Source organism: Cupriavidus sp. 05T41, assembly GCF_056396525.1.
The window spans coordinates 15,522-41,203 of sequence record NZ_JBFTLQ010000078.1 but is presented as its reverse complement, the minus strand read 5'-3'; the positions used below and the strand labels follow the sequence as shown (position 1 = coordinate 41,203).

26 protein-coding genes and 4 pseudogenes are annotated in these 25,682 nt (G+C 59.1%); 22 read left to right on the top strand and 8 right to left on the bottom strand.

All coding sequences use genetic code 11. From position 1 onward, the window contains the following. Positions 1-22: 22 nt before the first annotated feature. From AC1DKV_RS32225 to AC1DKV_RS32210, 4 genes are all read left to right on the top strand, one after another. Entirely contained in the window at positions 23-799 is a 777-nt protein-coding gene (locus tag AC1DKV_RS32225) for a LamB/YcsF family protein (RefSeq protein ID WP_477138906.1), read from the top strand. Between the two features lie 7 nt (positions 800-806). Next, positions 807-1,280: an acetyl-CoA carboxylase biotin carboxyl carrier protein gene (locus AC1DKV_RS32220; RefSeq protein ID WP_441619884.1), complete on the top strand. Its 474-nt coding sequence runs from the start codon at positions 807-809 to the stop codon at positions 1,278-1,280. Further along, on the top strand, positions 1,273-2,649 hold the full coding sequence (gene accC / locus AC1DKV_RS32215) for an acetyl-CoA carboxylase biotin carboxylase subunit (protein ID WP_477138905.1): 1,377 nt from the start codon (positions 1,273-1,275) through the stop codon (positions 2,647-2,649). The genes AC1DKV_RS32220 and accC overlap by 8 nt, the downstream gene beginning before the upstream one ends. Before the next feature lie 268 nt (positions 2,650-2,917). Then, positions 2,918-3,052: a hypothetical protein gene (locus AC1DKV_RS32210; RefSeq protein WP_441619881.1), complete on the top strand. Its 135-nt coding sequence runs from the start codon at positions 2,918-2,920 to the stop codon at positions 3,050-3,052. Between the two features lie 279 nt (positions 3,053-3,331). On the opposite strand, the gene AC1DKV_RS32205 is transcribed toward AC1DKV_RS32210, so the two are convergent. Next, entirely contained in the window at positions 3,332-3,763 is a 432-nt protein-coding gene (locus AC1DKV_RS32205) for a winged helix-turn-helix transcriptional regulator (protein ID WP_441619879.1), read from the bottom strand. Between the two features lie 200 nt (positions 3,764-3,963). Here AC1DKV_RS32205 and AC1DKV_RS32200 point away from each other — a divergent pair, with 200 nt between their 5' ends. Beyond that, positions 3,964-4,971: a zinc-dependent alcohol dehydrogenase family protein gene (locus tag AC1DKV_RS32200; RefSeq protein ID WP_441619877.1), complete on the top strand. Its 1,008-nt coding sequence runs from the start codon at positions 3,964-3,966 to the stop codon at positions 4,969-4,971. Between the two features lie 383 nt (positions 4,972-5,354). Here AC1DKV_RS32200 and AC1DKV_RS32195 read toward each other — a convergent pair whose 3' ends face one another. Beyond that, a complete protein-coding gene (locus AC1DKV_RS32195; protein WP_441619875.1) occupies positions 5,355-5,942 on the bottom strand; it encodes a TetR/AcrR family transcriptional regulator in 588 nt (195 codons plus the stop codon). Positions 5,943-6,088: 146 nt separating this feature from the next. Between AC1DKV_RS32195 and acuI the strand changes: the two genes are divergently transcribed. From acuI to AC1DKV_RS32145, 10 genes are all read left to right on the top strand, one after another. Next, positions 6,089-7,075: an acrylyl-CoA reductase (NADPH) gene (acuI, locus tag AC1DKV_RS32190; RefSeq protein ID WP_441619873.1), complete on the top strand. Its 987-nt coding sequence runs from the start codon at positions 6,089-6,091 to the stop codon at positions 7,073-7,075. A 137-nt stretch (positions 7,076-7,212) separates the two neighbouring features. After that, a complete protein-coding gene (locus AC1DKV_RS32185) occupies positions 7,213-8,070 on the top strand; it encodes an alpha/beta fold hydrolase (protein WP_441619871.1) in 858 nt (285 codons plus the stop codon). Positions 8,071-8,081: 11 nt separating this feature from the next. Continuing rightward, the gene (locus tag AC1DKV_RS32180) at positions 8,082-8,987 is read left to right on the top strand and encodes an enoyl-CoA hydratase/isomerase family protein (RefSeq protein WP_441619869.1); all 906 of its coding nucleotides are present in this window, start codon (positions 8,082-8,084) and stop codon (positions 8,985-8,987) included. Positions 8,988-9,362: 375 nt separating this feature from the next. Then, on the top strand, positions 9,363-10,163 hold the full coding sequence (locus AC1DKV_RS32175) for an SDR family NAD(P)-dependent oxidoreductase (RefSeq protein WP_477138904.1): 801 nt from the start codon (positions 9,363-9,365) through the stop codon (positions 10,161-10,163). A 354-nt stretch (positions 10,164-10,517) separates the two neighbouring features. After that, entirely contained in the window at positions 10,518-10,991 is a 474-nt protein-coding gene (locus AC1DKV_RS32170) for a DUF6841 family protein (protein WP_441619865.1), read from the top strand. Between the two features lie 112 nt (positions 10,992-11,103). Further along, entirely contained in the window at positions 11,104-11,826 is a 723-nt protein-coding gene (locus tag AC1DKV_RS32165; RefSeq protein ID WP_477138903.1) for an alpha/beta fold hydrolase, read from the top strand. Positions 11,827-11,960: 134 nt separating this feature from the next. Further along, a complete protein-coding gene (locus AC1DKV_RS32160) occupies positions 11,961-12,563 on the top strand; it encodes a TetR/AcrR family transcriptional regulator (RefSeq protein WP_477138902.1) in 603 nt (200 codons plus the stop codon). A gap of 253 nt (positions 12,564-12,816) precedes the next feature. Beyond that, positions 12,817-13,722, top strand: a complete 906-nt coding sequence (locus AC1DKV_RS32155; RefSeq protein ID WP_477138901.1) for an alpha/beta hydrolase — start codon at positions 12,817-12,819, stop codon at positions 13,720-13,722. A 41-nt stretch (positions 13,723-13,763) separates the two neighbouring features. Continuing rightward, positions 13,764-14,633 (top strand): MBL fold metallo-hydrolase, encoded by an 870-nt coding sequence (locus AC1DKV_RS32150; RefSeq protein WP_477138900.1) that lies wholly within the window; start codon positions 13,764-13,766, stop codon positions 14,631-14,633. 216 nt (positions 14,634-14,849) lie between these two features. Beyond that, entirely contained in the window at positions 14,850-16,175 is a 1,326-nt protein-coding gene (locus AC1DKV_RS32145) for an MFS transporter (protein WP_477138899.1), read from the top strand. Positions 16,176-16,279: 104 nt separating this feature from the next. Here the strand turns inward: AC1DKV_RS32145 and AC1DKV_RS32140 are convergent, their stop codons facing one another. Continuing rightward, positions 16,280-16,801 carry an RNA-guided endonuclease InsQ/TnpB family protein gene (locus AC1DKV_RS32140; RefSeq protein WP_477138898.1) on the bottom strand — a complete coding sequence of 174 codons (522 nt, stop codon included), beginning with the start codon at positions 16,799-16,801 and terminating at the stop codon, positions 16,280-16,282. 477 nt (positions 16,802-17,278) lie between these two features. Here AC1DKV_RS32140 and tnpA point away from each other — a divergent pair. Continuing rightward, positions 17,279-17,539, top strand: a pseudogene (gene tnpA, locus AC1DKV_RS32135) (IS200/IS605 family transposase); the annotation flags it as partial. Positions 17,540-18,141: 602 nt separating this feature from the next. Here the strand turns inward: tnpA and AC1DKV_RS32130 are convergent. Together AC1DKV_RS32130 and AC1DKV_RS32125 are read right to left on the bottom strand one after the other, a co-directional pair. Continuing rightward, on the bottom strand, positions 18,142-19,299 hold the full coding sequence (locus tag AC1DKV_RS32130) for a porin (protein WP_477138919.1): 1,158 nt from the start codon (positions 19,297-19,299) through the stop codon (positions 18,142-18,144). 215 nt (positions 19,300-19,514) lie between these two features. Next, positions 19,515-19,865 (bottom strand): hypothetical protein, encoded by a 351-nt coding sequence (locus tag AC1DKV_RS32125; RefSeq protein WP_441619850.1) that lies wholly within the window; start codon positions 19,863-19,865, stop codon positions 19,515-19,517. Between the two features lie 143 nt (positions 19,866-20,008). Here AC1DKV_RS32125 and AC1DKV_RS32120 point away from each other — a divergent pair, with 143 nt between their 5' ends. Further along, the gene (locus tag AC1DKV_RS32120; RefSeq protein WP_477138897.1) at positions 20,009-20,257 is read left to right on the top strand and encodes a hypothetical protein; all 249 of its coding nucleotides are present in this window, start codon (positions 20,009-20,011) and stop codon (positions 20,255-20,257) included. Between the two features lie 288 nt (positions 20,258-20,545). Here AC1DKV_RS32120 and AC1DKV_RS32115 read toward each other — a convergent pair whose 3' ends face one another. After that, positions 20,546-21,442 (bottom strand): LysR family transcriptional regulator, encoded by an 897-nt coding sequence (locus AC1DKV_RS32115; protein WP_441619846.1) that lies wholly within the window; start codon positions 21,440-21,442, stop codon positions 20,546-20,548. A gap of 140 nt (positions 21,443-21,582) precedes the next feature. Between AC1DKV_RS32115 and sdhC the strand changes: the two are divergent. The 4 genes and pseudogenes from sdhC to AC1DKV_RS32095 form a co-directional block, all read left to right on the top strand. Further along, a pseudogene (gene sdhC / locus AC1DKV_RS32110) lies at positions 21,583-21,843 on the top strand (succinate dehydrogenase, cytochrome b556 subunit); the annotation flags it as partial. Positions 21,844-21,854: 11 nt separating this feature from the next. After that, positions 21,855-22,220, top strand: a complete 366-nt coding sequence (gene sdhD / locus AC1DKV_RS32105; protein WP_441624477.1) for a succinate dehydrogenase, hydrophobic membrane anchor protein — start codon at positions 21,855-21,857, stop codon at positions 22,218-22,220. 3 nt (positions 22,221-22,223) lie between these two features. Next, positions 22,224-24,002: a succinate dehydrogenase flavoprotein subunit gene (gene sdhA / locus AC1DKV_RS32100; RefSeq protein WP_441624475.1), complete on the top strand. Its 1,779-nt coding sequence runs from the start codon at positions 22,224-22,226 to the stop codon at positions 24,000-24,002. A gap of 35 nt (positions 24,003-24,037) precedes the next feature. Continuing rightward, positions 24,038-24,537, top strand: a pseudogene (locus AC1DKV_RS32095) (2Fe-2S iron-sulfur cluster-binding protein). A gap of 40 nt (positions 24,538-24,577) precedes the next feature. Here the strand turns inward: AC1DKV_RS32095 and AC1DKV_RS32090 are convergent. Further along, positions 24,578-24,665: pseudogene (locus AC1DKV_RS32090) on the bottom strand (IS6 family transposase); the annotation flags it as partial. A gap of 65 nt (positions 24,666-24,730) precedes the next feature. On the opposite strand from AC1DKV_RS32090, the gene AC1DKV_RS32085 reads away from it, so the two are divergent. Then, positions 24,731-24,868, top strand: coding sequence for a hypothetical protein (locus AC1DKV_RS32085; RefSeq protein ID WP_441623232.1), 138 nt, complete (start codon positions 24,731-24,733; stop codon positions 24,866-24,868). A 56-nt stretch (positions 24,869-24,924) separates the two neighbouring features. Here AC1DKV_RS32085 and AC1DKV_RS32080 read toward each other — a convergent pair whose 3' ends face one another. Next, a complete protein-coding gene (locus AC1DKV_RS32080; protein ID WP_477138896.1) occupies positions 24,925-25,509 on the bottom strand; it encodes a TetR/AcrR family transcriptional regulator in 585 nt (194 codons plus the stop codon). Between the last annotated feature and the right edge of the window lie 173 nt (positions 25,510-25,682).

Sequence of the window (25,682 nt, the reverse complement as noted above, 5' to 3'; positions counted from 1 at the left end):
CCTCAACAAGGAACCGAGAATCATGAGCACACAAAATAGCGCCATCGAAGTAGACCTTAATTCCGATATGGGTGAGGGTTTCGGCGCCTACCGTATGGGCGATGATGCTGCCATCCTCGAGATTGTCACCTCCGCCAATGTCGCTTGTGGATTGCACGCGGGCGACCCGGAAATCATGGCGAAGACGTTCGCGCTGGCAAAGGCTCGTGGCGTCGCTGTGGGCGCCCATCCTGGCTTCCCCGACCTGTGGGGCTTCGGTCGTCGCGTCATTCCGTTCACGCACGGCGAAATTGAACGTCTGGTTRCGTATCAGATTGGCGCGGCGCAAGCGCTGTCCCGATATGCCGGTCACCCGATTACCTACGTCAAGGCACACGGTGCGCTCGGAAACCTGACGCAGACTGACGAAGCCGTCGCGAAAGCMATTGCACGTGCAATCAAGGCGGTCGACCCGAGCCTTACCTGCATGACTTTCGCTGGCGCTGCAATGGAGCGCGTGGCTTCCGAGATGGGCTTRTCTGTGCGGCGCGAGGTCTTCGCCGACCGTGCATATACCGAGGAGGGGAACCTGGTACATCGCTCCGTGCCCGGCGCAGTGCTGCACGACGGCGACGAAGCGGCGGCCCGCATGCTGCGGATGGTCCGGGCCGGCGCCATTGAAACTATTTCCGGGAAGCTTCTCCCCGTCCAGATTGACACCATCTGCGTCCATAGCGACACGCCCGGTGCCATCCAGATGGCGGCGAAAGTCCGTTGCACGCTCGAGGGCGCTGGCATCGTGGTCAAGTCATTCAGCTGAGGAACACATGGACCTGAAGTTCGTGCAAACGCTGCTCGACGTCCTTGAAAGCTCAACGGCGCTCAGCGAAATCGAATATGGCGACGGGCAGCGACAGGTGAAGCTCGAGAGGCGCTCATCACGCCCTAGCCCCACCGCCGGGACGTCCGAACAACTTGTGGCGGATCTGGCGCCTGCGTTGGCGGAAGAGGCCGACGGCCCCGAGGCCCCCACGGCGACGACCACTCGAAATAGTGTGATTGCGGGGATGATTGGCACCTTCTATCGCTCTCCTGCCCCGAACCAACCCTCGTTCGTGTCGGTTGGTGACACCGTCGAGGAAGGCCAAACCTTGGCAATCGTGGAAGCAATGAAGCTGCTCAACCCGATTGAATCCGACCGTGCAGGACGGATTGCGGAGATTCTCGTTGCCGACGGCGCGGCGATCTCCGCCGACACACCGCTATTTGTCATCGAGAAGCTGGAGGCAGCCCATGTTTGATACTGTCCTCATAGCGAACCGTGGTGAGATTGCACTGAGAATTCTGCGTGCTTGTCGCAAACTCGGACTCAAGACGGTAGCGGCTCACTCCGAGGCGGATGCCACGCTTCGACATGTCGCATTGGCGGACAAGGCGATATGCATCGGCCCTGCTCCATCGTCGAAGAGCTACCTGAATCACCAAGAGATTCTTCTCGCCGCGAAGGCAACAGGCGCGGGAGCCGTGCATCMTGGATACGGCTTTCTCTCCGAGAATGCCTCGTTTGCTGCTGCAGTCGAGAGCGCCGGACTTGTTTTCGTGGGACCGACCTCCGAATCCATCCGGCTGATGGGTGACAAGGTGAGCGCCAAGCAGGCCATGGCAAAAGCTGGTGTTCCCTGCGTTCCTGGCTCAGATGGCCCACTGTCAGAAGAACCAGACCGCATTGTTGACGTCGCAGAGCGCGTCGGATACCCGCTTATTGTCAAGGCGGCGGGCGGTGGTGGCGGTAGAGGTATGCGCGTCGTCGAGAGCCCTGCCGAGTTGGTCAATGCGGTAGCGGTGACGCGGGAGGAAGCTGGCCGCGCATTCGGGAATCCCACTGTCTATCTGGAGCGGTATCTGAAGACGCCGCGCCACGTCGAAATCCAGATCTTGGCCGACACGCACGGCAATGCCGTCTGGCTGGGTGAGCGAGACTGCTCCACGCAACGACGTCATCAGAAGCTCATTGAAGAGTCTCCGGCACCAGGCATCGCCCKAAGCGAGATAGCAAAGATCGGAGAGCTCTGCGCGCAAGCGTGCGTCCAGATTGGATACCGCGGCGCCGGCACGTTCGAGTTCCTGTACGAAAACGGTGAATTCTTCTTCATCGAGATGAATACGCGTGTTCAGGTCGAGCATCCCGTGACCGAACTCGTCACCGGTATTGACATCGTTGCCGAACARCTTCGCATTGCGCGCGGCGAGAAGCTCAGCGTGAAGCAGTGYGATGTCTCCTTTTCCGGCCACTCCATTGAATGCCGCATCAACGCCGAGCACCCATGGAAGTTCACGCCCTGCCCCGGAGAAATCCTCGATTGGATTGCACCTGGCGGGCCGGGTGTCCGCGTGGATTCACATGTGTATCCGGGCTATGTCGTGCCACCGCACTATGACTCCCTCATTGCGAAGCTCGTGGTACATGGCGTCACTCGGGAGGAGGCCATAGCGCGAATGAAGGCCGCGCTTGACGAGGTTCGGATCGAAGGAATTCAGACAACTGTGCCATTGCATCGCAAGCTGATGGATGAACCCACCTTCGTCGCTGGCGGCGCAGACATCCACTACCTGGAAAGACTGCTATCGCTGTGGGACGCAGCTTCAAAGGAGGGCAATGATGAACACTGAAGAGCTTACCTCCCTGGTCGCCAGACTTGAGCGAGCCGGCGTTTCGGAGTTGACGTGTGGGGATGGCACTCGAACCTTGACGCTACGCTTTGCCGACGTGGCCGCATCGCCGAGCGATGCACATGGGACGACTGTAACGACCCGCTCAATCGTCGCCCCCCAGCCTGCGCGGCGCAAGGAAGTCCTATCTGATGCAACTGGCGCATTMAGTCGAGCACACCCTCTCGCGGCTGAGACATCTACCGATGCGGTAAAGCAGGGAGACCACGTGGGCTACCTGACCATTGACTCGGTATTGAGCGCCATCATCGCTCCGGCAGATGGGATGGCTGGAAACCAGCTTGTGGACGATGGCGAGACTGTTGGGTACGGCGATGCCGTTCTCGAACTCCACGACGCGTAGTCCGCCCTTGCACCACCCGTAGCTTGCATCCCCCCGAAAGGACAACGTATGAACCGCCTTACCACTACTGTGATCGCCGCTGTTTCCCTTTTCTGCACGCCTTTCATCGCCAGTGCCGCTGACTTAGCGAACAATTACAGAAAGGTACGTCGATCCACCGCTGGAGCGTGCGCTACGCGATCGCGCGCGCAAGTGTCTCCAGATTGTGAACAGCGCACTACATAGATCMTCAGTATCGGGATATTGGGGACACTCTGGTAAGGCAACCCAACCCGCGCCTTATGCGGGACAAGTCCGACATCCCGACACTGCGGCCCTCAAGTCCTTGTCGTGCGAAGGCGGCGCGTCTGTATTGCCCTCGTTGCCTGGCGCAATGTCTTTGGCGCCGCGTGCCTGATAGGAGTCACCCCACTCCCTCAGGCTGATCAGCAACGGCGCGAGCGTTTCACCAAAGGGCGTCAGCTCGTATTCGACCTTTGGCGGGATCTGCGGATAGACATGGCGCGCAACGATGCCGTCCGCCTCCAGTTCGCGCAGTTGCAGCGTCAGCATGCGTTGCGTGGTGTTTGGCATCAGTCGTGTAAGTTCCATAAATCGCTTCTTTTCGCGCAACAAATGAAAGAGGATCAGCGGCTTCCATAAGCCGCCGATCACGGAGAGCGTCACTTCGACGGCGCAGCCACTCTTGCTGTCCAGGCGTTTTGGTCGCATAGCTTTATACCTACATGATTGGTAGTACCTGAGTTAATTGTACGTTCTTGCGGTAATCAACGCAGACCCGGAAAATCATGACGTACGTGGTCGCGGATCTTCCTCGGCCGCGCGCACCGATCAATGCGCGCTCTGGCCTACTCGACGCAGAAGCCGCATCGCGCAGTGCACCCGTCAATCGATTACCAGGAGTTACTTCGATGAAAGCTATTACTTTGCGCCAACCCGCCACATTGGAGCACCTCGAGCGCGTGGATCTCGCCGATCCCGGTTCGCCGGCGCCGGGAGAAATCCGCGTACGCATCCACGCAAGCTCGCTCAATTTCCATGATTTGGGTGTAGTCACAGGACGCATGCACACCGATGACGGTCGCATTCCCATGTCGGACGGCGCAGGCGTTGTCGAAGCGATCGGCGACGGCGTAACCGAATTTTCGGTCGGCGACGCGGTCGTATCGACGTTCTTCCCATCGTGGCTTGACGGCGGTCCGACACAAGCCGATTTTTCGACGACACCGGGCGACGGCGTCGATGGATAYGCGCGGGAAGCCGTCGTCCGCCCAGCCCAGTGGTTCACGCTCGCGCCGCGAGGCTACAGCCATACGGAGGCTGCGACTTTGACTACTGCCGGGCTGACCGCGTGGCGCGCCCTGGTTGTCGACAGCGCGCTGAAGGCCGGCGACACGGTGCTTGTCCAGGGTACGGGAGGCGTCTCGATCTTCGCGCTGCAGTTCGCCAAGCAGATGGGTGCGACGGTGATTGCAACCTCGTCGTCCGACGAGAAGCTGGAAAAGGCCCGCGCGCTAGGCGCCGATCACTTGATCAACTACCGACGCGATACCGATTGGGCTGCGAAGGTACTCGAAATCACGAACGGTCGCGGCGTCGACAATGTTGTCGAAGTGGGCGGTCCGGACACGCTGGGACAGTCGATCCGTGCCTGCCGGATCGGTGGCCACATCGCGCTGATCGGCGTATTGACCGGCATTGCCGGTCAAGTGCCGACGGTTTCCCTGATGCTTCGTCAACAGAAGTTGCAGGGGCTCATTGTCGGCAGCCGCAAGAATCAGGTCGACATGGTGCGCGCGATCGACGCAACTGGCATGAAGCCCGCGATTGACCGTACGTTTCCACTCGACGAGATTGCCGACGCGTTTCGCTACCAGGCAGCTGGCAAGCATTTCGGCAAAGTTTGCCTGTCGATTTGAAGATTTGAGCGACGGAAGTCTCGGAGCGCCGTGGGGAATTGTTGCATAAACCCTGGTGCCGTACGGGCAAGTGAGTCCCCTTCCCTCTTCGGGAGCCGCGCATTTTCTGGCGGCTTTGCCGTCTCAACTCGGCCTCGGCGCTGGAAACCACAAGACGATGGTCGAGGKGGACGCATTGCGCAGACGGCGCTTGATATCGCTGCCGTTGCTGCGCAAAAACAAAACGCGGGAACTAGTCCCAGCTCTCAAGACCAACTGATACGCGCCCACCCTGATCCTTGCTGCCGTGCGGCTACGCCCCCCAGCAAGTAAGCGCTTTCTTTGGCGCCATGCCGCCTAGGTKGATTAGGCCACACAGGCCGTTTGGCGACCAACTCAGTTGCTCAGTCCTTKAGTTTCGGAGCTAGGATCACACCAAAGATGACAGCCAGAAAATCCTTGAATGCCTCCTCGTCTTTCGACACCTTTGCTCGGATTAGCGCTCCCTGCCAAGCGTTCAGCACGAACCTACCGAGGACCTGTCGGTCGATCAAATCGCTGATCACTCCCGTGGCCTGCGCCTCCCCGATTACTCTGGCTATTTCGGCAGACCAGCCCCGGTAATAATTCGCAAACTCAACCCTTGCCGCCTCATGGGAGTCGGCCATTTCTGAACTCAGCGAACCCAACAAACAACCACTCCGGTAGCCGCGTTCGCGCACCACCTTCCAATTGGCACGGAAGTGGCGCTTCATCCGTTCCAGTGGCTCATATTTTTGGTCGCGCAGGATTTCGATCCCGTGCTGACTGACGTAGACGCTTAACGCCTCAAGCGCCAGTTCTTCCTTACTTTCAAAATGGTTATAGAACGAGCCCTTAGGCACGCCGGCGGCTTCCGTCAAGTCTTGAACGCTTGAGGCATTGAAGCCTTGCGCCTGGAAAACCTCCAGCGCGGCATCCACAAGCTGTGGTCGAACGCTCACTCTTCCCATGTCTAAATTGGCTCCCGCGCACAGTTCTAGGTCATACCGTCATTGTGCCTGTCTCGAGCGGAATGCACAATATGACCAATCGTCTTATACTACCGACCGCTGCCGCGTCAGTTGGCGTGGGCGAACATCCGTGTAAAAGGAGAGGTATGGGAACGTTCAAAGGCGTACAGGTCACGGAAGTAGACGGCAAGCTCGCGGCTCAGCTCGCGGAGCTGACGGATGCAGACCTCGATCAAGGCGACGTTACKATCAAGGTGGATTACTCGACCGTCAACTACAAGGACGGTCTTGCAATCACCAGGCTCGGCGGCTTCATCAAAAGGTTCCCGATGATCCCGGGTATCGACCTTGCGGGCACCGTCGAAGCGTCGTCMCATCCAGACTTTAAACCTGGCGACAACGTAGTCCTGAACGGCTACGAGCTTGGCGCTACACACCACGGCGGATTTGCGCAGCGGGCCCGTGTACGTGGCGATTGGCTGGTCAAACTGCCGGCGAACATCTCCACTCGTCAGGCGGCCACTATCGGCACCGCCGGGTTCGCGGCCATGCTGAGTGTGCTCGCCCTCGAGCGCGGAGGCGTGCGCGGCGGTGACGTTATCGTCACTGGTGCCGCTGGCGGCGTGGGGTCTGTGGCCATCGCAGTCCTCGCAAAACTGGGCTATCGGGTCCTCGCGTCAACCGGCCGCGCATCCGAAGAGGCTTACCTGCGCTCGCTGGGCGCGGCCGAGATCATCGATCGGGCTACTCTGTCCAGCCCACCACAGCGTCCCCTCGGCGCCGAGCGATGGAGCGGCGCAGTCGACACCGTCGGAAGTCATACGCTCGTCAATGTGCTCGCACAGACCAAGTACGGTGGAACGGTGGCCGCCTGCGGCCTCGCGCAGGGCATGGACCTGACGGGCAACATGGCACCGTTCATCCTTCGGGGCGTAACGCTGAGCGGCATCGACACGGTGAATGCACCTATGGCAATCCGTGAGCAGGCCTGGTCTCGTCTCGCCACGGATCTCGATCCGGGTCTGCTCGACAGCATGGCCACGGTCATCGGCCTGAATGAGGCCGCGGGCCGCGCAGTGCAGGTATTGAAAGGCGAAGTGCGTGGACGCACGCTCGTCGACGTGAACGCCTAAGGCGTTCAGGAGGCCGGGGGCGACAGCGAAGCCATTTGATGAGACAACTGTTGCCCCATTGAAGCTGACCGGTCAGATTAATTTGACGTGCCGTTGAGGCTAAGGCACAGCCGTGTTGTATGAAGCAAGGACACGAAATGACGACAAAGGTTGGGCAGGTCAATGCCCAAAATCTCACCATTGAAGGCAGTAACGGCATCAAGTACGCGTATCGGCGATTCGGCAAGGCCGACGGCAATGCTTTGCCGCTGATCTTCTTCGTCCACTACCGTGCGAACCTGGACAACTGGGATCCGGCGCTCGTGGACGCGATCTCCGAGCAGCGAGAGGTCATCCTGATGGACAACGTGGGTGTCGGTGGCTCCAGCGGCGCGACGCCCAACACCATCCGGGAGATGGCGCACGGCGCCATAGCGTTCGCCGACGCGCTGAAGATTGAGCGCTGCGACCTGTTCGGCTTCTCGCTCGGCGGTTTCATTGCCCAGGAATTCGCGCTGATGCGGCCCCATCAGGTTCGCCGCATGGTGCTCGCCGGGACTGGCCCGCAGGGCGGCCAAGACATGCACATGTACGTGCCCGAAGTCCTGAAGGTTGCACTCGCCGAGAAGAGCGACGCGGAAGATGTCCTGACCATCTTCTTCGAGAGAAGCGCCACCAGCCGCGCCAAGGGTATCGAGTTCCTTCGGCGCCGTCAGTTGCGCCAAACGGATCGCGACCTGCCTGTCAGCATTGCCACGCGTGATGCACACCTCACCGCCATCTCCACTTGGGGCATCCCTGACCCCACGAAGCTGACCCGGTTGGCCGCCATCAAGCAACCTACTCTGGTTGCAAATGGCGACAACGACATCATGGTGCCGACCGTAAACACCCACTTGCTGGCGCAGCACATCCCGAACTCGACGCTAAGCATCTACCCGGACGCGGGGCATGCATTCCTGTTCCAGTACCCGGAGCAGTTCGCTGCCGAAGTCAACACCTTCCTCGGGCAATAAGGAGAAGGCCAATGAAGCTCATCACCCAACTCATCACGGCGGCAGCCATCGTGTCGACCCATGTCGTGCCGGCCCTGGCTCAAGCTCCGACAGCTAAGCTAGGGCGCATGGTCACAGTGGAGGTCGTGTCGCCAAAGATCCGTAAGGTGGTCTATGCCAACCCACCCGTGAACCTGATTGTGCCCGAGGCCGTATCACAGCTGCGCGAGGTAGTGAAGTCGTTGAGCGAGGACCCGGCGGTTCAGGTTGTCATCTTCACCAGCAGCACGCCGCGCTTCTTCTTCAACCACTTCGATCTGAGCCAGGCCGCGAATTTCCCCAACTTGCCTGGGGATGATTCCACGCCTGCCTGGGTAGACCTGGTGGTGCGGCTGTCCAAGGCGCCCTTCATCAGCATCGGATCGATCCGGGGACGCACCCGAGGCGGTGGCAACGAGCTGAGCCTAGCGATGGACCTTCGGTACGCGAGCAAGGAGCAAGCGTACTTCTCGCAACCAGAGGTGGGCACCGGCATCGTGCCTGGCGGCGGTGGATCGGAACGGCTGCCGCGCCTGATTGGCCGTGACCGTGCGCTTGAAGCCATCCTAAGCGCTCAGGACTACGACGCCGAAACGGCCGAACGCTACGGCTGGATCACACGCGCCGTTCCTGATGTCGACCTAGATCGCTTTGTGGAGGCAGTTGCGTCGCGTCTAGCCTCGTTTGACAAGGAGGCTCTGGTTGCGGCCAAGGCCCAGGTCAATCGGGCAACTCTGCCGCCGGATGCAGACCTACACGCCGCCTACGGCGAGTACAGCCGCTCCCTTGCCTGGCAGGGCTTCCTCGCTCGCAGGCCGAAGCTCGGGAAGGTCGTGGCCGAGAAGGGGCTCGATTTCGAGCTGCAACTCGGCGAATACCTGGGGAAGCTCGGACAGTAGCCGTCAGGCACACCGAGGGAATCACATCAGAACGGGAGGAAGGTGCCTAATCGAGGCCCCTTCTCCCGCGTGTAAGGCATGCACCAGATCCCGATTCTCGCTAAGGGTGTGTTCGCGGCGCTGAAGAATACGCTGGACGTACGCGCGCTCACCGTTGAAAGCGATGCCTTCGTTTGCAGCAGCGAGAGAATCGAAGACGACGCGGACTGCGTGCAGCAAGAGCAATGCTCCCTGATGCTCGCGAGCCCTGTTGGAAGGGTCTGCCTGGAAGCGCATTGTTGGCAAGACCCTCGGCGCCGGATGGTACTGCAGACCATGAAGTCAAACCATCAACTGGTCTGTCTATCAGTCCAGCCCCATCAATAGGAGATATCCATGTCCACCACCAACAAGACCGCAGTCGTTACCGGCGCCTCTTCAGGCATTGGCGCTGTGTATGCCGATCGCCTCGCTGCTCGCGGCTTCAATCTAATCCTCGTCGCGCGTCGAGCTGACCGACTGGCAGCAGTGTCGGAGCAGCTCTCAAAGGCGTACGGCGTCAATGTCCAGACGCTGACGGCTGACCTCGAGAAAGACGCTGACCTCGCAAAGGTCGAGGCCGTCCTGGCGGAGGAACAGAGCATCAGCCTGCTTATTAACAACGCCGGCATGTCGAAGATGCGCCCGCTCGCCAGCACGGCAGTAAGCGATTCCTTGTCGCAGATTTCATTGAACATCGTAGCCCTAACGCGCCTAACCCATGCGGCGCTGCCGGGGTTCCTTTCGAGGAACGAGGGCGCCATCATCAACATCGCTTCAATCCTTTCCATCCAATACCTGCCTATCAGCGCAGTCTACAGTGGCACGAAGGCATACGTGCTGGCATTTACGCGCAGCCTTCAGAATGAGATCGCAACGACCGGCGTGAAGCTACAACTTGTCCTCCCCGGCGTGACTGCCACGGAAATCTGGACCGAGGGCGCGTCGGGTGTACCACTGGCAGCCATCGACAAAGACAAGGTGATGACCGCCGAAGACATGGTTGACGCTGCCTTGGCCGGGTTCGACAAGGGTGAGTTKGTCACTTGGCCATCGGTGGCGGATKAGAGCTTGTGGTCCAACTTCGATGCCGCTCKKGTCGAGCTTTTTGCAGCGACGCAGACGGGACGCCCTGCACCGCGATATCTGAAGGCCTGACCGTCKATGGGCTCCACCAGTTCGCGGTCGGCAGCCCCGAGATCCCGGCCTGGCAGATACAGGCCACTCAGCCCAGTGCCCCTCTGGTCGCAGCGGACCAGCGCGGCATCGGGATGCTGCACTTTCCTGAGCCCCACATAAATTCGGCTTGAGTTTTGAGACGACCGGTCATATTATACAAGCCCGGCCAGACGTAGACGGGACATCCTTGTGGTGGCCTTACTGCCCTTCCGCTCCGAGCCTGAGCTTGCAGCGACGTACAGGAAAGGTGAGCAATTGTGCTGCCACAGCATGGACGTATGCAGCGCCTGCGCAGCTCTTAACCACCAAGCAGAGACATTAGATATGGGAAACGTGTCAAATCAGATTGAAGAGAAGAACACCTTGGAAGAGGTATGGCAATGGTTCTTTGCAGACTATCTCCCGCGATGGGCCACGGCGGGTGAGCGAGGAGAAGACTCTTCGTTCGTCACCGAATACTGGGGCGCGCCGCTATGGGTAAGCATCGATGACAAGCCGGTCGTCTTGGCAGCGACAGAGGCGGAAGTTGCTGGAATTCTGGCGCCTATCCATGCGCGACTCAAAGCAGCTGGCTACAGCCACACGGCCGTACCCGATCGCCAGGTCACCGTATTCAACAAGAACAGCGCACAGATCAGGGTGATTTGGTCTCGTCGGCGAGCTGACGATTCGGAGATCGAGCGCTGCGTAGTTAACTTCAGTCTAATGAGGCGCGAGGACGGATGGCGTATTTTGCACATTCAGCAGAAGAGTACAGATGTGGCCGTGCTGTCCGAGGTGTGGTCTGTGCACAGCGTCCTTTCGTGATGACATTGCACCTATATTCTTGAGTAGAGAAATCGTGATATCCGACTTCGCACGCAAAATMACCCCATCTGGGGTCGAGTATCTTTCCAACGGCKGTAGCACCGAGCGGGTCTTGGTATTCGTTCACGGCTGGCGTGACAGCGCCTTGGGTTGGCAGTGGGTGATCGACAACCTCAAGCCCGAAGAGGAATGGCGGATCATCGCGGTCCAGCGGCATGCCGTTGAACGCAGCAACGCAGACACCGCTGGCTTGCTTGAAGACTATGCAGACCAAGTCATCGATGCAATAACAGATGGTGCGGCGCCAGAGAGCGTCATCGTGCTAGTGGGGCAGTCAATGGGAGCGCCTGTCGCCGAATTGGCGGCATCGCGAATCGCACAGCGGCTTCAAGGTCTGGTGCTCCTCACACCAGCTCCTCTCGCTGGCACTCCTCTTCCGCCCGAGGCACGGGAAGCCTTCGAGGCTGGTGCACGTGACCTGGACCGGGTCAATGCTGGGCTTAATCGCGTCGGTCTGGCTGTAAGTGTCAACGCAGAGACTCAATTGCGCATGATCCTTGCCACGCCGGCGGAGTCAGAGCATTCCACCTTGCAAACATTGGCATCGTGGATCGGTGGGCATCCTGGCGGCCAGCTGCCATCGTTAGTGACTGCACCGACACTGGTGTTGGTAACGGATGACAAGGCCTTTCCCGAAGAAATGCTCCGCGAAGTGGTCGCGCCGCGGTTCCAGAACGTCCAAATTGGCGAGGTGCGCGACGCGGGACATTTCCCTCACCTTGAGCGGCCGGAGGCGGTGGCCAGGGTGGTCGAAGACTTCGTTTCGAATCTTTAAAGGAAGGAATTCGACCCTCCGAACATAGGGGCTCCCGGCAGGTCAAGGTGGTCCATATGGTGCCAGCATGTCCGACTCTGCGTAGTGCGCAGGGCGAAGTGATATGCACCTAGATAGTCCATGAGGTAGACGGTTTGGATAATTCTGTCCATAACAAGCGCGGGCTTGAGACACGCAATAAGCTGATAACAGCTGGCCTTTCAGAATTCCATTCCCACGGATTCAATGGCGTAGGGATTGGCKACATCGTTAAGACTGCAGGCGTTCCAAAAGGATCGTTCTACAACCTTTTCGAAAGCAAGGAAGCATTTGCTGCGGAGGTGGTTGATCATTATTTCGAACTCGGCCTGAGCAAGCTAAATGAGTTCTTCGGCAACGCAGATCTTCTTCCAGTGGACCGGTTGCGTGGTTACTTCGGTGAGCGAATCAGCCACTTCGCAACGCTCGGGTTCCGACGGGGCTGTTTGATGGGAAACTTTACGCTGGAGACGGCCGACGAGAGCGATCTCATTCGTGGTCGCCTTGCGGAGAATTTCCAGATTTGGAGCGCAATCTTCGCATCGACAATCGAAGAGGCACAGCAGGCGGGCAGCATTAAAAATGGAATGCCGGCGTCTGTTTTAGCCGACTTCGTTCTCAACAGTTGGGAGGGCGCCATGCTGCGTATGAAAGCGGAGAAGAGTGTCACGCCGCTCGAAGAAGCGACTGAAGTMATCCTCCAGGTCGTTCTCGTTTGAAGGTCCGGGCAACAGTGTGAGCCGGGTGTACTAGCAGGCCGTCATCGCAATCACGCTGAAATGTCAGGGTAAATAGTTCTGTAGTCAACTGACCCAAACGTAAAGGATGGTGTTACGAAGCGGCCCGCCTTGGTCTCCAATTTGCAACGCCACCACGGGTGCCATTGCGCCCCCAGAAAGGCGGCTGATGAACGCCTCTACCCCTTCCCCACATGCGCGCAACGCGCAAGCATTTTCTTGGAGTTTCCCGCTAATGTCTTCAAAGATCGACGTCAACTTTCCCGCAGAAGGCGGGATCGAACTCGCTGCGTGGCTCTTCCTGCCAGATGGTAAGGGGCCTCATCCTGCCATCACCATGGCGCATGGATACGGCGGCACGCGCTACCATGCCCTAGAGAAGTTCGCCGAAGCCTTCGCGGCAGCTGGCTTCGTTGTCCTTGTACACGAACACCGAGGCTTTGGCGCGAGTGGCGGTGAGCCGCGCCAAGACATCAACCCGTGGCAGCAGATCGCTGACTKGCGCCGTGCCATCTCGTACCTGGAATCCCACCCCGCGGTCGATTCGTCACGAATCGGGCTCTGGGGCACCAGCTACGCCGGTGGTCATGCCATMGTGCTCGGCGCGACCGATCGTCGACTAAAGGCTGTGGTCGCTCAAGTGCCKACCATCAGTGGCTACGTGCAAGGTTTAAGGCGGGTATCCGCAGAAGCTTTGCCGGCACTCGAAGAGGCGCTTAACGAGGATGAGCGCGCCCAGCTTCGCGGAGAACCTCCCCGGCACCAGGCATTAGCAAGTGCTGATCCGGCAACTCCTGCTGCTTATCGTTCCCAAGATGCCATCGACTTCAATCTTYAGCCGATGCCAGAAGGAACCTGGGAGAACAAAGTCACGATCCGATCCACGCGATGGGCCCGCATGTACGAACCGGGAACGTGGATCTCACGAGTCTCACCAACGCCTTTGCTGCTGGTAGTCGCCAGCGAGGATAAGGCCACCCCGACCGACCTCGCGCTGGCTGCCTACGAGCAAGCATTGGAGCCAAAGAAACTCGTACTGCTTCCCGGCGGCCATTATGACCTGTACTTGGGTCAATCGGCGGCTGCCTGTAGCGCAGCCACCAACTGGTTCACGGAGCACCTCTTCCCGCAGCAAGCCTGAATACTCGCAAGCACCACATCGTCAAGCACTCGGAGCAAATCATGAACGAATCAAGCATCGCCGCAACGCCTCTGAAATGGGAACTGCTGGTTAAGCGGCGTGCGAGCGCCACCCAAGGGGTTCCGCCGGGCAAGGAAGACCTCACCTGGGTCGCCAACACAGTCACGCTGATCTACGGCGAGCGCAACGCCGTCCTGATCGACACCTTCCTGAGCGACGGACACACTCAGGAAATGATCGACTGGATCAAAGCACACGATCGGCATCTTGAGACCATTTATATCACGCACGGGCATCCTGATCACTTCTTCKGGTTGGCCAAGATGCGCGAGCACTTCCCAGATGCCCGGGCAATCGCACCGCTGCAGGTCGTTGAAGCAATGCATCAGTTAATCCGAGACGAAGAGACGGATAAGGTTTGGAGCAAACGCTTCCCAGGGCAAGTTCCTCCCAAGCTAATTCCAGCGGAGGTGCTTACCGGAAATACGTTCGACCTGGAAGGGCACGAGTTGCGCGTGGTGGACATCGGCCACACGGATACTGACAACACAACCGCACTTCACGTACCGTCCATCGGACTCCTAATTTCCKGAGACGCTATCTACAACAGCACGCACCCCTACCTTGGGGAGTCGGACGAAGACGGTCGTCGAGCCTGGCTCGCAGCGATCGACAAGATCGAGGCACTGAACCCGAAATACGTCATTGCTGGCCATGGCCCCCTCGACCCCGACAGCAGCCCTCGCCATATCCGAGCGACGCGGCAATACATCATGGATTTCGAGCGCGTGAATAGCCAAACTACGACTGCGCGCGAGCTTTACGACAACATGCTGGAACTCTACCCCGATCGGATCAATCCCGGCTCGTTGTGGGCGGCAGCCCATGCCGCGAAAAATACCCCGAGATAAGCAGGACGAACGTACCTGGCGCGATCTCGGTCGTCGAGATCGCAAACTCACCACGATATCCAGATTCCGGTCACGGCTCGCAGTTTCAATTTTCATAGCAGTTTKCGGCCGAGTTAGTCGGATTTCTTGTCTGATTCCCTCTGAAACGTCGGGCATGATGTCCGACGCTTCGGCCAAATCATTTCGCGTAAAAAATGCAATACCAGGAGACAAACTGTGAACGCACATGTTGACAGCCTATCAGCCACTTCCCGCGAGACCGACACGTCCGAACTCACGGTCGCGTACTMTACTGCCACCTGGAGGATCATCCCACTGTTGTCCATGATCTGGTTGATGGCCTGGGTGGATCGCGCGAACATCGCGTTCGCGAAGTTGCAGATGCTCTCCGATCTCGGCTTTAGTGAGGCGGTCTACGGCTTCGGTGCCGGCATCTTCTTCATCGGCTACGTTGCATTCGCCATGCCGGGAACGCTCCTTTTGAAGAAAGTTGGTGCGAAGCGAATGATCTCTGCGATCGTGATTGGCTGCGGAACGGCCAGCTTTGCAATGATGTTTGTTCACACGCCGGCAGAGTTCTACGCCTTGCGGCTGCTGCTCGGTATCTTTGAGGCTGCGTTTTACCCTGGGGTAATCCTGTACMTCACATATTGGTTTCCCGAGAGGATCCGCACTAGGAATTTTGGGGTCTTTCAGTCTTTCGCCGCACTGGCACCGGTTATTGTCGGACTTTCCGGGGCAGTGGCGTTCGACCATCTCGGCGGAAACATGGGCCTCGCTGGATGGMGGTGGATGTTCCTTGTGCAGGCGGTGCCGACCGTCATCCTTGGAATGGTCGCCGCCTTTGTGCTGTCCAACGATCCGTCGTCCGCGCGATGGCTATCCCACAAGCAAAAGGCGTTGATGCTCTCGGACTTGCGCAGTGAGGCAAAGGCGCCAGCGCAGAATGAAGGCATGCTTGAGGTTATTAGAAATAGGGCCGTGTGGCTGCTGATCGCAGTCTATTTCTGTACGCTTTACGCAAATGCTGCACTGGTCTTCTTCATGCCGACGATTCTCAAGCTGTCAGGGTTCACCAACTACGGAAGCATCGGTACCGCTTCAGCAGTGGTATGCATCCTCGGTGCCCTGATCACCATTGCCATTTCCACTAGCGCATCGCGAAAGAGATCAGTCCAAAGCCATTTTGTTTTTTCTTCGCTTTGCATTGCCGTCTCATTTGTGGCGGTGACCTTCGCGTGGCATGGCCATCCGTATCTCACCACTGTTCTCCTCGCGCTAGCACTTGGTGCGATGGGGGCAGCCATTTCACTGTTCTGGCAGTTTCCCCCAAGGCTGCTGACGCCAACAACTGTAGCCGTTGCGATTGGCTTCATTAGCACTTTCGCAAACCTCGGCGGCTTCGCCTCTCCTTGGTTGATTGGGTTAGCGAAAACCGCAACGGGCGACTATTCGGGAAGCTTCATCGCCGCGGCCGTTATTCAGATGTTTGCTGCAGCACTGCTCGTCAAGACKATGTCGGCCGAACGTTTCAGTCACTGATTCCATAGCGTTGTCAACTTTCCGATAGCGAAACAAAGCTGTGAGAAGCGGGGCGACTGCTCAGCGAACAGTTGAACTACCACTTCATTGACTTCCTCTCCGGGCTAAACCCCGGAGATTCCTTCTGTAAGCGCCTGAAGTCCCAGGCGAGCAATATTCCGGGCGGCGTTTGTGTCGCGGTCGTGTACCGCTCCGCAATCGCTGCACGTCCATTGCCTTATTCCAAGTCCGGCCCTACCTTTCGGACTGCCKGGCGGGATAACGCCACAGCACGAGCACGTTTGGGTTGAAAACGCTTCGTTGACCTCTGCGAACACCACGCACTGCCTGATGGCCTTGTCCTTGAGTTGTGTCCGGAACGTCCTCCACGAGGCATCGAGCGCGGACTTCGCCATGTTCGTTTGTGCCAGCGCCTTCGCGTTCACGTTGCCGATGAAGATTGCTGCATGTTTTTTGACAAGCGCCGACGTTTCCTTGTGGATGGCGTCCTTGCACTGATTCGCGATTTTGGCGTGGATAGCCTTCACGCGCTTCTTCTTGCGAGCGCGTTGCGCAATACCCAGCGCCGCTTCCGACTMGCGATACCACTGGTTCGGCTCGAATTTTTCGCCACTGCAATAGCGCAAGCGACTTCAGGCCAAGGTCGATGCCGAGCACCGACGCACCATCCGGCACGCGCTTTTCTTCGATCTGTACCTTGACGGCCACGTTGAGATACCAACGCCCGCGCGAGTCCTCGTTGAAACTGCCCGCCTTCAATTCGTATTTCGACAGGCCATATGAGTCCCACAGCCCAATATTAATGCCGTTGAAGCGGACCTGGCCGTTCTTGTACGTCAGCGCGCGGGCCTTGAATGGAACCCATTCCAGCGAGTATTTGGGGGACTTGCGGTCGCTMACGCGCCAGTTGAGACGCTTCCGTTTGAACTGCTTGAGCCGTGTCGCGAACTCTTCGCACCCCTGCTGCTGCGTGGMTGACCCGATGGAGACGCCTTCGCACTTGCTGAAGCCATTGTTCAGTTTTTGCAGGTCGAAGCCGGATAACCAGACCTTCGGGCGACTGCAGTACCGCTTGAGGCTGCGGAACTGGGTCTCGTTGTCGGGCCGAGTTCGTGGAATTCAACGGCGAGCACGACCACGTACACCTGTTGGTCAACCACCCGCCGAAGGTGGCGTTGTCGAATCTCGTCGCGTCGCTGAAGGGCGTGTCATCACGTATGCTCCGACAGCAGTTTGGAGACTCTCATCTGTGGCTGAAGCGGCGGGGCGTGTTGTGGTMGCCTTCCTATTTCGCGTCATCGTGCGGCGGTGCGCCGATAGATATCCTCCGGCAATACATTKAGGAACAGCAAGCGTCCCACTAGGACGCCTGCGGCGTCCGTGCTCTCGACCCCGGACTAAACTCCGGGGCTTCCCGCACATCTGGTGAAGGATCGGGACCGCAAGTTGATGCGCTATATCCGTCAGCACAACAAGAATCCCAAGCCCATCAAGCGGAAGTAGGACGTTCCGTCGCGGCGAATTCGCCCAGTGTCATTTCAATGATGCGGCGGACTAACACAGGCCTTCGAGACTGTTCATCTTTCCGCCGTGACGGCAGTACGATGTGGCTTGGTGCTCTTTGGGTGACGGCTCCTCACTTTCGTCGGGGCCAGATTCGCCCGAGTACTTTTGTCGGCGCCTTCGGTGTATGGATCGAATTTGTCCATAGATCTTGCAGCATCAGGAACATACCCATCCCTATTCGTAGCGCGCATGTTGTAATCATAGCKATCTGCTGAATCCGACGGTCCTGCGGCAAGAGCAGTCCCGGATGAAATTGCTGCGATGATCAATGCGAGGGCACGCTTCATGAACTTCTCCGGACGGAATTGCAAGGCGAAAAAAATAGTGAGGTGTACGTCATCGCGGAAATCTTAGCCTTTCGAGCTACCTGCTACTTTAATAAGGATATGAGCTAGGACGATCAGAAGATGTGCCGCATGCCCAACGAAATGCMAAGCTGGCCGCTGGCATCGGGCGTCTTGTAGTAGACCTGTGAGGTCGACGGCAAATAGCCCACGGACTGGCCGTTCGGCAAGTAGGCGATGTTGTCCCAGTTCAGCGACGCATTGTGCGCGTAGTTCACCGCGAAGAACACGTCGGTTCGCTTGGACAGGCTGTAGTCGGCCAGCGCCAGATATTGCTGGGGGTTCTTGGGGTTGGTCGATACGCCGTTGATGCGCGCCGCCTTGATGTCGTCGTAGTAATAGGCCAGCGTCAGGCGTAGCGCGGCGGTGGCGTCCCAGTTCATGCCCACCCAGTACATATCGTCGCGATGCGGCAGCAGTGTCGGCGTGCCGGTTGCCGGCCCCACCGAATTGCCCCAGCGATAGCCGGCCACCATCTTGACCTGGCCTAGCCGGTAGCTGGCGCCCAGCATGGCGCGCATGTCGCGGCCATAGTCGTTCGAGCCCGATGTGCCGGCGGCCTGCGCGGTATTGAGCGACTTCACTTCGTCGTAGGCGGCGGCCAGTCCGAGCGGACCGCTGTTGTACTGCAGGCCCCCGCCATAAGCGGAACCCACGGCAAAGGTCCCCGATCGCTCGCCAAACGACCAATGCGCCATGGCCGTGACCGGGCCGAACGTGCCCTGGTACTGCACCATGTTGTTCTCGCGGAAGTTCGGTCCTGCAATACCCACCAACGGCTCGAACTCCCCGGCGTACGCCACCGGCGTGAAGCTGCCCATGGTCAGGAACGCGGACGTGTACTGGCGGCCAAATGTGATCTTGCCCCACGGGTTCTGCACGCCCACAAATGCCTGGCGGCCGAACAGCAGGCCGCCGTTGCCCATCTTGCCGTCGTCGGCGTTGAACTGGTTTTCCAGCACGAACAGGCTCTTCAGGCCGCCGCCCAGATCTTCCACACCGCGCAGGCCGAAACGCGACTGTGCAATGCCCGACGAGTTCATGAACACGGCCGATCCGCTGCCCGGCGCCAGCACGCCGTTGCTGGTGTTCTGCGCGTGGTTGACGTACTGGATGCTCGTGGTGAGGACGCCATAGAGCGTCACGGACGATTGCGCCCAAGCGGCTGGCGCAAGCACTGCGCCGGCGATGGCGGCGAACAACTTCTTCTTCATTGTTGACATAGAACGTCCACTACAGATGCTGCGACTTGCACGCGCTTGAATGACTTGAATGACTGCCTCTGAGGCCTGTCTTAGCTATGGGCGGCGATAGCCGCCAATTGAACAAGGGCCAKGGATTACAGCGTTCGCGGCAGCGCCACGACGCACGCTKAATATGGCCCAGTCTCATTCGGCACCGTGCGGTGCCGAATGAGACGTCTCCACAATCATTGTTTTTTGCGCGCGCCTTCCGTATATGGATCCGGCTTACCACTCCTGGCGCCATCCGTATATGGATCGCGTGCGCGGACCTTGGTTTCGACTTTGTCATCGACCAACCGGGAGGCCGTTGACGACCTTGCACCGTCGGTGTACGAATCGAACTTTCCCGAGTTTGCGCCGTCAGTGTACGGATCAAACTTTCCCGTCTTTGCGCCGTCGGTGTACGGATCCGGCTTCTCGGTTTTAGCGCCCTGGGTATAGGGGTCCACAGCCTTTCGCTGTTGCGCAAATACTTCCGGCACGGCGACGGTGGCCGTGGCCGCAACAAGCAGGCTGGTTAGTAGGGTCTTGGTCATATCGATAGCTCATTAACGTTCATAAGGCGCGATGTAAATGGCCTGTCCGACTGCGCCCAGTTCCATGCGGGCAAGCTGCCGTCGATGCTCATTCGCTCGAAACGCTTCGGTTTGTGCACCTATGGCACCGGCCCAAGTATAATATGACCGGTCATCTTGTTGTCAAGAATTTCCGGACGCTGTGTGTGTCCTTGTCATCCTACKAACTCGATAGCCAACCGCAGTATTGCATCCTGACCTATCGCCATGCGCCCGAGACCGTGCGTGCCGCGCTGGCAACGGCTTCTGCCGACAGGCGCGAGAAGATCCTAGACGCGCTGGATGCGCCGACCATCAGCCTTCAGGAATGCAGCTCGATGCCGGCCACTCGTTTGTATCGCGCACTCTGTTGATGTCGACACAGCGGGGTGGCCGCCCGATTGCCGTTTTCCGAGTGGTGCTGGCCGACCCGGATACGACGGATGCCATCCTGCAGGACATCCTCGACGAGCAGCGCGCGCTGGCGGCGGCCAGCCCAGGCATGGCGCCGCTGACGGCGCTAGTGGGGCGCCGGGCGCCGTGTGAGGATTTGCAGCAGGCGGGCGCCATTCCCCGACCGTATGTCGCTGGTAACGGTCCGGCGAGTACCATCATTGCGGCAGCTCACCATCGGACGCGAATCCAGCTGTCAAACGGAGAATTCAATGATCGTCAGCCACAGCCTCCGAAACCTTCGCCAGAAAATTGGCCGTCTTCGCAGGTGTTGGCTCAATCCTCGACGCCAGCGCCAGGCGGATAGAGATTGGACTGCCAATTATGTCTTTATACACAACGCCCTCGACCTGAATCTGGCAAACAGAGGCAGGAACAATTGACACGCCAAACTCCGCTGCAACAAGATTCACTACGGAAGAGAGCTGCGGCGCTTCCTGCCCGGCGATGAGATCAAAACCGGCCAGCTTGCAAGCGCCGATAATGACGTCATGCAAGGTAGGACTCGCTTCGCGAGGCAGCAGAACAAAATGGTCCTCCGCCAATGCGTCGAGGGATATCCGGCGTCGCTTCGCAAGAGGATGGGTTGCGGGGAGCACKACCTTCATTGGCTCCACGGCAATGTGCTGCAGTTGAACCCCGGCCGGTGACTGCCCGCTCAAACGGACAAAGGCGACATCGACCCGGCCATCGTTGAGATAGGCGAGGAGTTGTGAAGTATTACCTTCTGCCAGGGTGAGGACAACATTGGGGTAATCCTGCCGATATGCCCGGATCAGCCTGGAGACCACGGGGTTGAACGCGGCGGAGCCGGTAAACCCGATGTTGAGGCGCCCGATTTCGCCCCGTCCGGCGCTTTGTGCTTTCTCTACGGCCGCGCGAGTGTCATGGAGTATTCGCCTAGCATCCGTTGCAAAGGCCTCGCCCGCTTCAGTCAGGACCACTCCATGCCCGGTTCGGCGAAACAGCTTTACCCCTAGCTCGTCCTCCAACACGTGAATCTGCTGGCTGAGAGGCGGTTGGCCAATGCCGAGCCTTTCTGCTGCCCGCGTGACGTTGCGCTCATCAGCGACGGCGAGGAAGTAGCGAATATGCCGCAGTTCCATACGATATCTGGTTTTATATATATCAGAAAGATGCGATAGATATTGGACAGTATATCAGTGAAGGGCCAGAATGCCGCGTATCGTGCCTCGCCGACATCCCGCTGTCTACGACCGCGGAGATGCTACTTGAGGCCAAGGCGACGCTGTTCGAGCAAAGCGTCACCTCCGAACTGAGTTTCGCAAAGTTCTCGGCGCTCCTGTCCGGCGGCTTCGTCAAGCTGGTTCTGCTGGCCCTGATCTGGGGTTACCTCCACCACTTCTGTGCCGGCATCCGTTTCCTGCTGCTCGACGTGCACGTCGGCGTGACCAAGCCGGCCTCGGCCAAGTCCGCTGTCGCCGTGATGGTCATCAGCCTGTTGCTCACCGCGATTTTCGGCCTGAAGCTGTTCGGCCTGTTTTGAGGAGAGTCAAGGTGGCAAATAATAATATCGGTCCCAAGCGTCTTGTCGTCGGTGCGCACTACGGTCTGAAAGACTGGCTCGCGCAGCGCGTCACCGCTGTCATCATGGTKGTCTTCACCGTCGTGCTGGCAGTCGCCTTCCTGCTCTCGAACGGCGCTTCCTACGAAGCGTGGGCAGGTCTCTTCTCCAACCAGTGGATGAAGATCATCACGTTCCTCACCATCCTGTCGCTGCTGTTCCACGCCTGGATCGGCGTACGCGACATCTGGATGGACTATGTGAAGCCGATGGCCGTGCGCCTCGTGCTGCAAGTTCTTACGATTCTGTGGCTCGTCGGTTGCGCGGGCTACGCAGCTCAGATTCTCTGGAGGGTGTAATAAATGGTCGCAGTCAAGACAGGATTGCCGCGTCGTCGCTTTGACGTGGTCATCGTCGGGGCGGGCGGCGCCGGGATGCGCGCATCCCTCCAGCTCGCGGAAGCCGGCCTGAACGTGGCCGTGCTCTCCAAGGTGTTTCCCACGCGCTCGCACACGGTAGCGGCGCAGGGCGGCATCGGTGCCTCGCTCGGCAACATGAGCGAGGACAATTGGCACTATCACTTCTACGACACCATCAAGGGTTCCGATTGGCTGGGCGACCAGGACGCGATCGAATTCATGTGCCGTGAAGCGCCCAAGGTGGTCTACGAGCTCGAACACTTCGGCATGCCGTTCGACCGCAACCCCGACGGCACCATCTACCAGCGCCCGTTCGGCGGCCACACCTCGAACTACGGCGAGAAGCCGGTCCAGCGCGCYTGCGCCGCGGCCGACCGTACCGGCCACGCGCTGCTGCACACGCTGTACCAGCGCAACGTGCGCGCCAAGACGCATTTCTTCGTCGAATGGATGGCGCTGGACCTGATCCGCGACGCCGACGGCGACGTGCTGGGCGTGACCGCGCTGGAAATGGAAACCGGCGAGGTCTACATCCTCGAGGCCAAGACCACGCTGTTCGCCACCGGCGGCGCCGGCCGCATCTACGCCGCGTCGACCAAYGCCTTCATCAACACCGGTGACGGCCTGGGCATGGCRGCGCGCGCAGGCGTGCCGCTGGAAGACATGGAGTTCTGGCAGTTCCACCCGACCGGCGTGGCCGGCGCGGGCGTGCTGATCACCGAAGGCGTRCGCGGCGAAGGCGGTATCCTGCGCAACAAGGACGGCGAGCGCTTCATGGAGCGCTACGCGCCGACGCTGAAGGACCTGGCGCCGCGCGACTTCGTCTCGCGCTCGATGGACCAGGAAATCAAGGAAGGCCGTGGCTGCGGCCCGAACGGCGACTACGTGCTGCTGGACCTCACCCACGTCGGTGCGGACACCATCATGAAGCGCCTGCCGTCGATCCGCGAAATCGGCATGAAGTTCGCCAACGTGGATGCGATCAAGGAACCGATTCCCGTCGTCCCGACCATCCATTACCAGATGGGCGGTATCCCGACCAATATCCATGGTCAGGTCGTGGCGCCGAAGAACGGCAACCCCAACGATGTCGTGAACGGTTTCTACGCGATMGGCGAATGCTCSTGCGTGTCGGTGCACGGCGCCAACCGCCTGGGCACCAACTCGCTGCTSGACCTGGTGGTGTTCGGCCGCGCGGCCGGCAACCACATTGCCGCGACCGCGATCAAGCAGAAAGAGCACAAGCCGCTGCCGGCCGATGCTGCYGACCGCGCCATGTCGCGCCTGGCCAAGCTGGARTCGTCGTCGTCGGGCGAGTACACCCAGGACGTGGCCAACGACATCCGCAAGAACATGCAGTCGCATGCGGGCGTGTTCCGTACGCAGAAGCTGATGGACGAAGGCGTCGAACGCATCCTGGAAGTGACCGAGCGTGCTGCCAACATCCACCTGAAGGACAAGTCCAAGGTCTTCAACACCGCACTGGTGGAAGCCCTGGAAGTGGCCAACCTGGTGGAAGTGGCCAAGGCAACCATGATCTCGGCGGCTGCCCGCAAGGAATCGCGYGGCGCGCACGCGCACAGCGATTTCCCGAACCGCGACGACCAGAACTGGCTCAAGCACACGCTGTTCTACAGCGAAGGCAATCGCCTCGACTACAAGCCGGTGAAGATGGAACCGCTGACGGTGGAAAGCGTTCCGCCCAAGGCMCGGACCTTCTAAGCACCGCGTCGAAGAGCTAAACAGGACCCACAGAAATGAAGCGTATTTTCGAAGTCTACCGCTACGATCCGGACAAGGATGCAGCTCCCCGCATGCAGACCTACGAGGTCGAGCTGGACGGTCACGAGCGCATGCTGCTCGACGCGCTGGTCAAGCTGAAGAAGCTGGACGAGACCATCTCGTTCCGCCGCTCCTGCCGCGAAGGCGTGTGCGGTTCGGACGCGATGAACATCAACGGCAAGAACGGCCTGGCGTGCCTGACCAATATGCGCGAGCTGCCGGACCGCATCGTGCTGCGCCCGCTGCCCGGCCTGCCGGTCGTGCGCGACCTGATCGTCKACATGACGCAGTTCTTCAAGCAGTACAACTCGATCAAGACCAGGCCACCAGCCAGCGCCTGGACGACCTGAACGACCCGTACCGCCTGTTCCGTTGCCACAGCATCATGAACTGCGTCGACGTCTGCCCGAAGGGGCTGAATCCGACCAAGGCCATCGGCAAGATCAAGGAGCTGATGGTTCGCCGCGCCGTTTGAGGCGTCGCGATGGCGTTGTCAACCTGCCTATCGCGAGACAAGGCATCGCGCCGCTTCTGCAGCAGAATGTCGAGTTCGGCGCCGTGTTCATCGACCGACTGCCACGGCAAGTAGGGCTCTCCGCGCAGCGGGCCATGGGCCGCTCGAGCCCGACAGCAGTCCTCGCCATATCAGAACAACACGGCAATACATCATGAATCTCAAGCGCGTGAATCACCAGACCACGACTGCGCGCGAGCTCTATGACAGCATGTTTGAACTCTATTCCGATCGGATCAATCCCGGCTCGTTGTGGGCGACAGCCCATGCCGCGAAGAACACCCCGATATAAGCAGCACAAACGCATGTGGCGCGATCTCGGGTCACCGAGATCGCAAGCCCATCACGTCATTGAAACTTTCGTAGGGCAGCGTTGATAGGCAAATTGATTCCATGCCTTGAAAAGATTTTAGAGAATGCCTCAGCCCTGAAAGAGACAGGTTTCCCTAGAAAAATACAATCGTGATGAATTCCCAGCACGAAGCCATAGATTTCGAAACCAAGCAGCCTGGTATCTACGTCCGAAGGGATTTCCCCGCACACTACGGCATCGCGTAACTGCACATCAAGACAGTTACGCCATCCATTTACGACAAACCGCATTGTCTCCCCGGTCAGCTCGTCAGTACTTGCGCAGTATTCGGAAGCGGCACGAAGCAGTAGACACCCCCCATCCTTGAGCACGTACTCGCCCAACCACATGTCAATGATTCGTACAAGCCGCTGAATCCCTTTTGGGGTGTTTCGCGTCACGTCATTCGCATCGCGGAGTAAGGCCGAGTAGTATTCCACCAGCACTTCGGAGATAAGGTCTGCTCGCGACTGAAAGCGGTCATACACCATGCTCTTCGAAATGCCTAATTGTGCCGATAGCTCGTTGATCGAGAACTTGCTCAACCCGTGCATCCTCGCCAACTGAGTCGTGACTCGCATCACGTTCTCTCTTGAAGACCGGACAATTGTCCTTCTGTTGCGTAGTGTATMGCTTGGAACGGAAGTCTGAGTCGTCATATTTACCAAATTCTTCCCCCTGGCCCGTGAGCCAGAGGCGTTGTCACAAACATCGACGCGATGAACTGCCTGAGCCTATGCGACCAACCACCAGC

Coding starts and splice junctions, on each gene's coding strand:
- AC1DKV_RS32220 (WP_441619884.1), top strand. CDS start 807: ATGGACCTGAAGTTCGTGCAAACGCTGCTCGACGTCCTTGAAAGCTCA.
- AC1DKV_RS32205 (WP_441619879.1), bottom strand. CDS start 3,763: ATGCGACCAAAACGCCTGGACAGCAAGAGTGGCTGCGCCGTCGAAGTG.
- AC1DKV_RS32185 (WP_441619871.1), top strand. CDS start 7,213: ATGACGACAAAGGTTGGGCAGGTCAATGCCCAAAATCTCACCATTGAA.
- AC1DKV_RS32180 (WP_441619869.1), top strand. CDS start 8,082: ATGAAGCTCATCACCCAACTCATCACGGCGGCAGCCATCGTGTCGACC.
- AC1DKV_RS32125 (WP_441619850.1), bottom strand. CDS start 19,865: ATGACCAAGACCCTACTAACCAGCCTGCTTGTTGCGGCCACGGCCACC.
- AC1DKV_RS32085 (WP_441623232.1), top strand. CDS start 24,731: ATGAATCTCAAGCGCGTGAATCACCAGACCACGACTGCGCGCGAGCTC.
- AC1DKV_RS32080 (WP_477138896.1), bottom strand. CDS start 25,509: ATGCGAGTCACGACTCAGTTGGCGAGGATGCACGGGTTGAGCAAGTTC.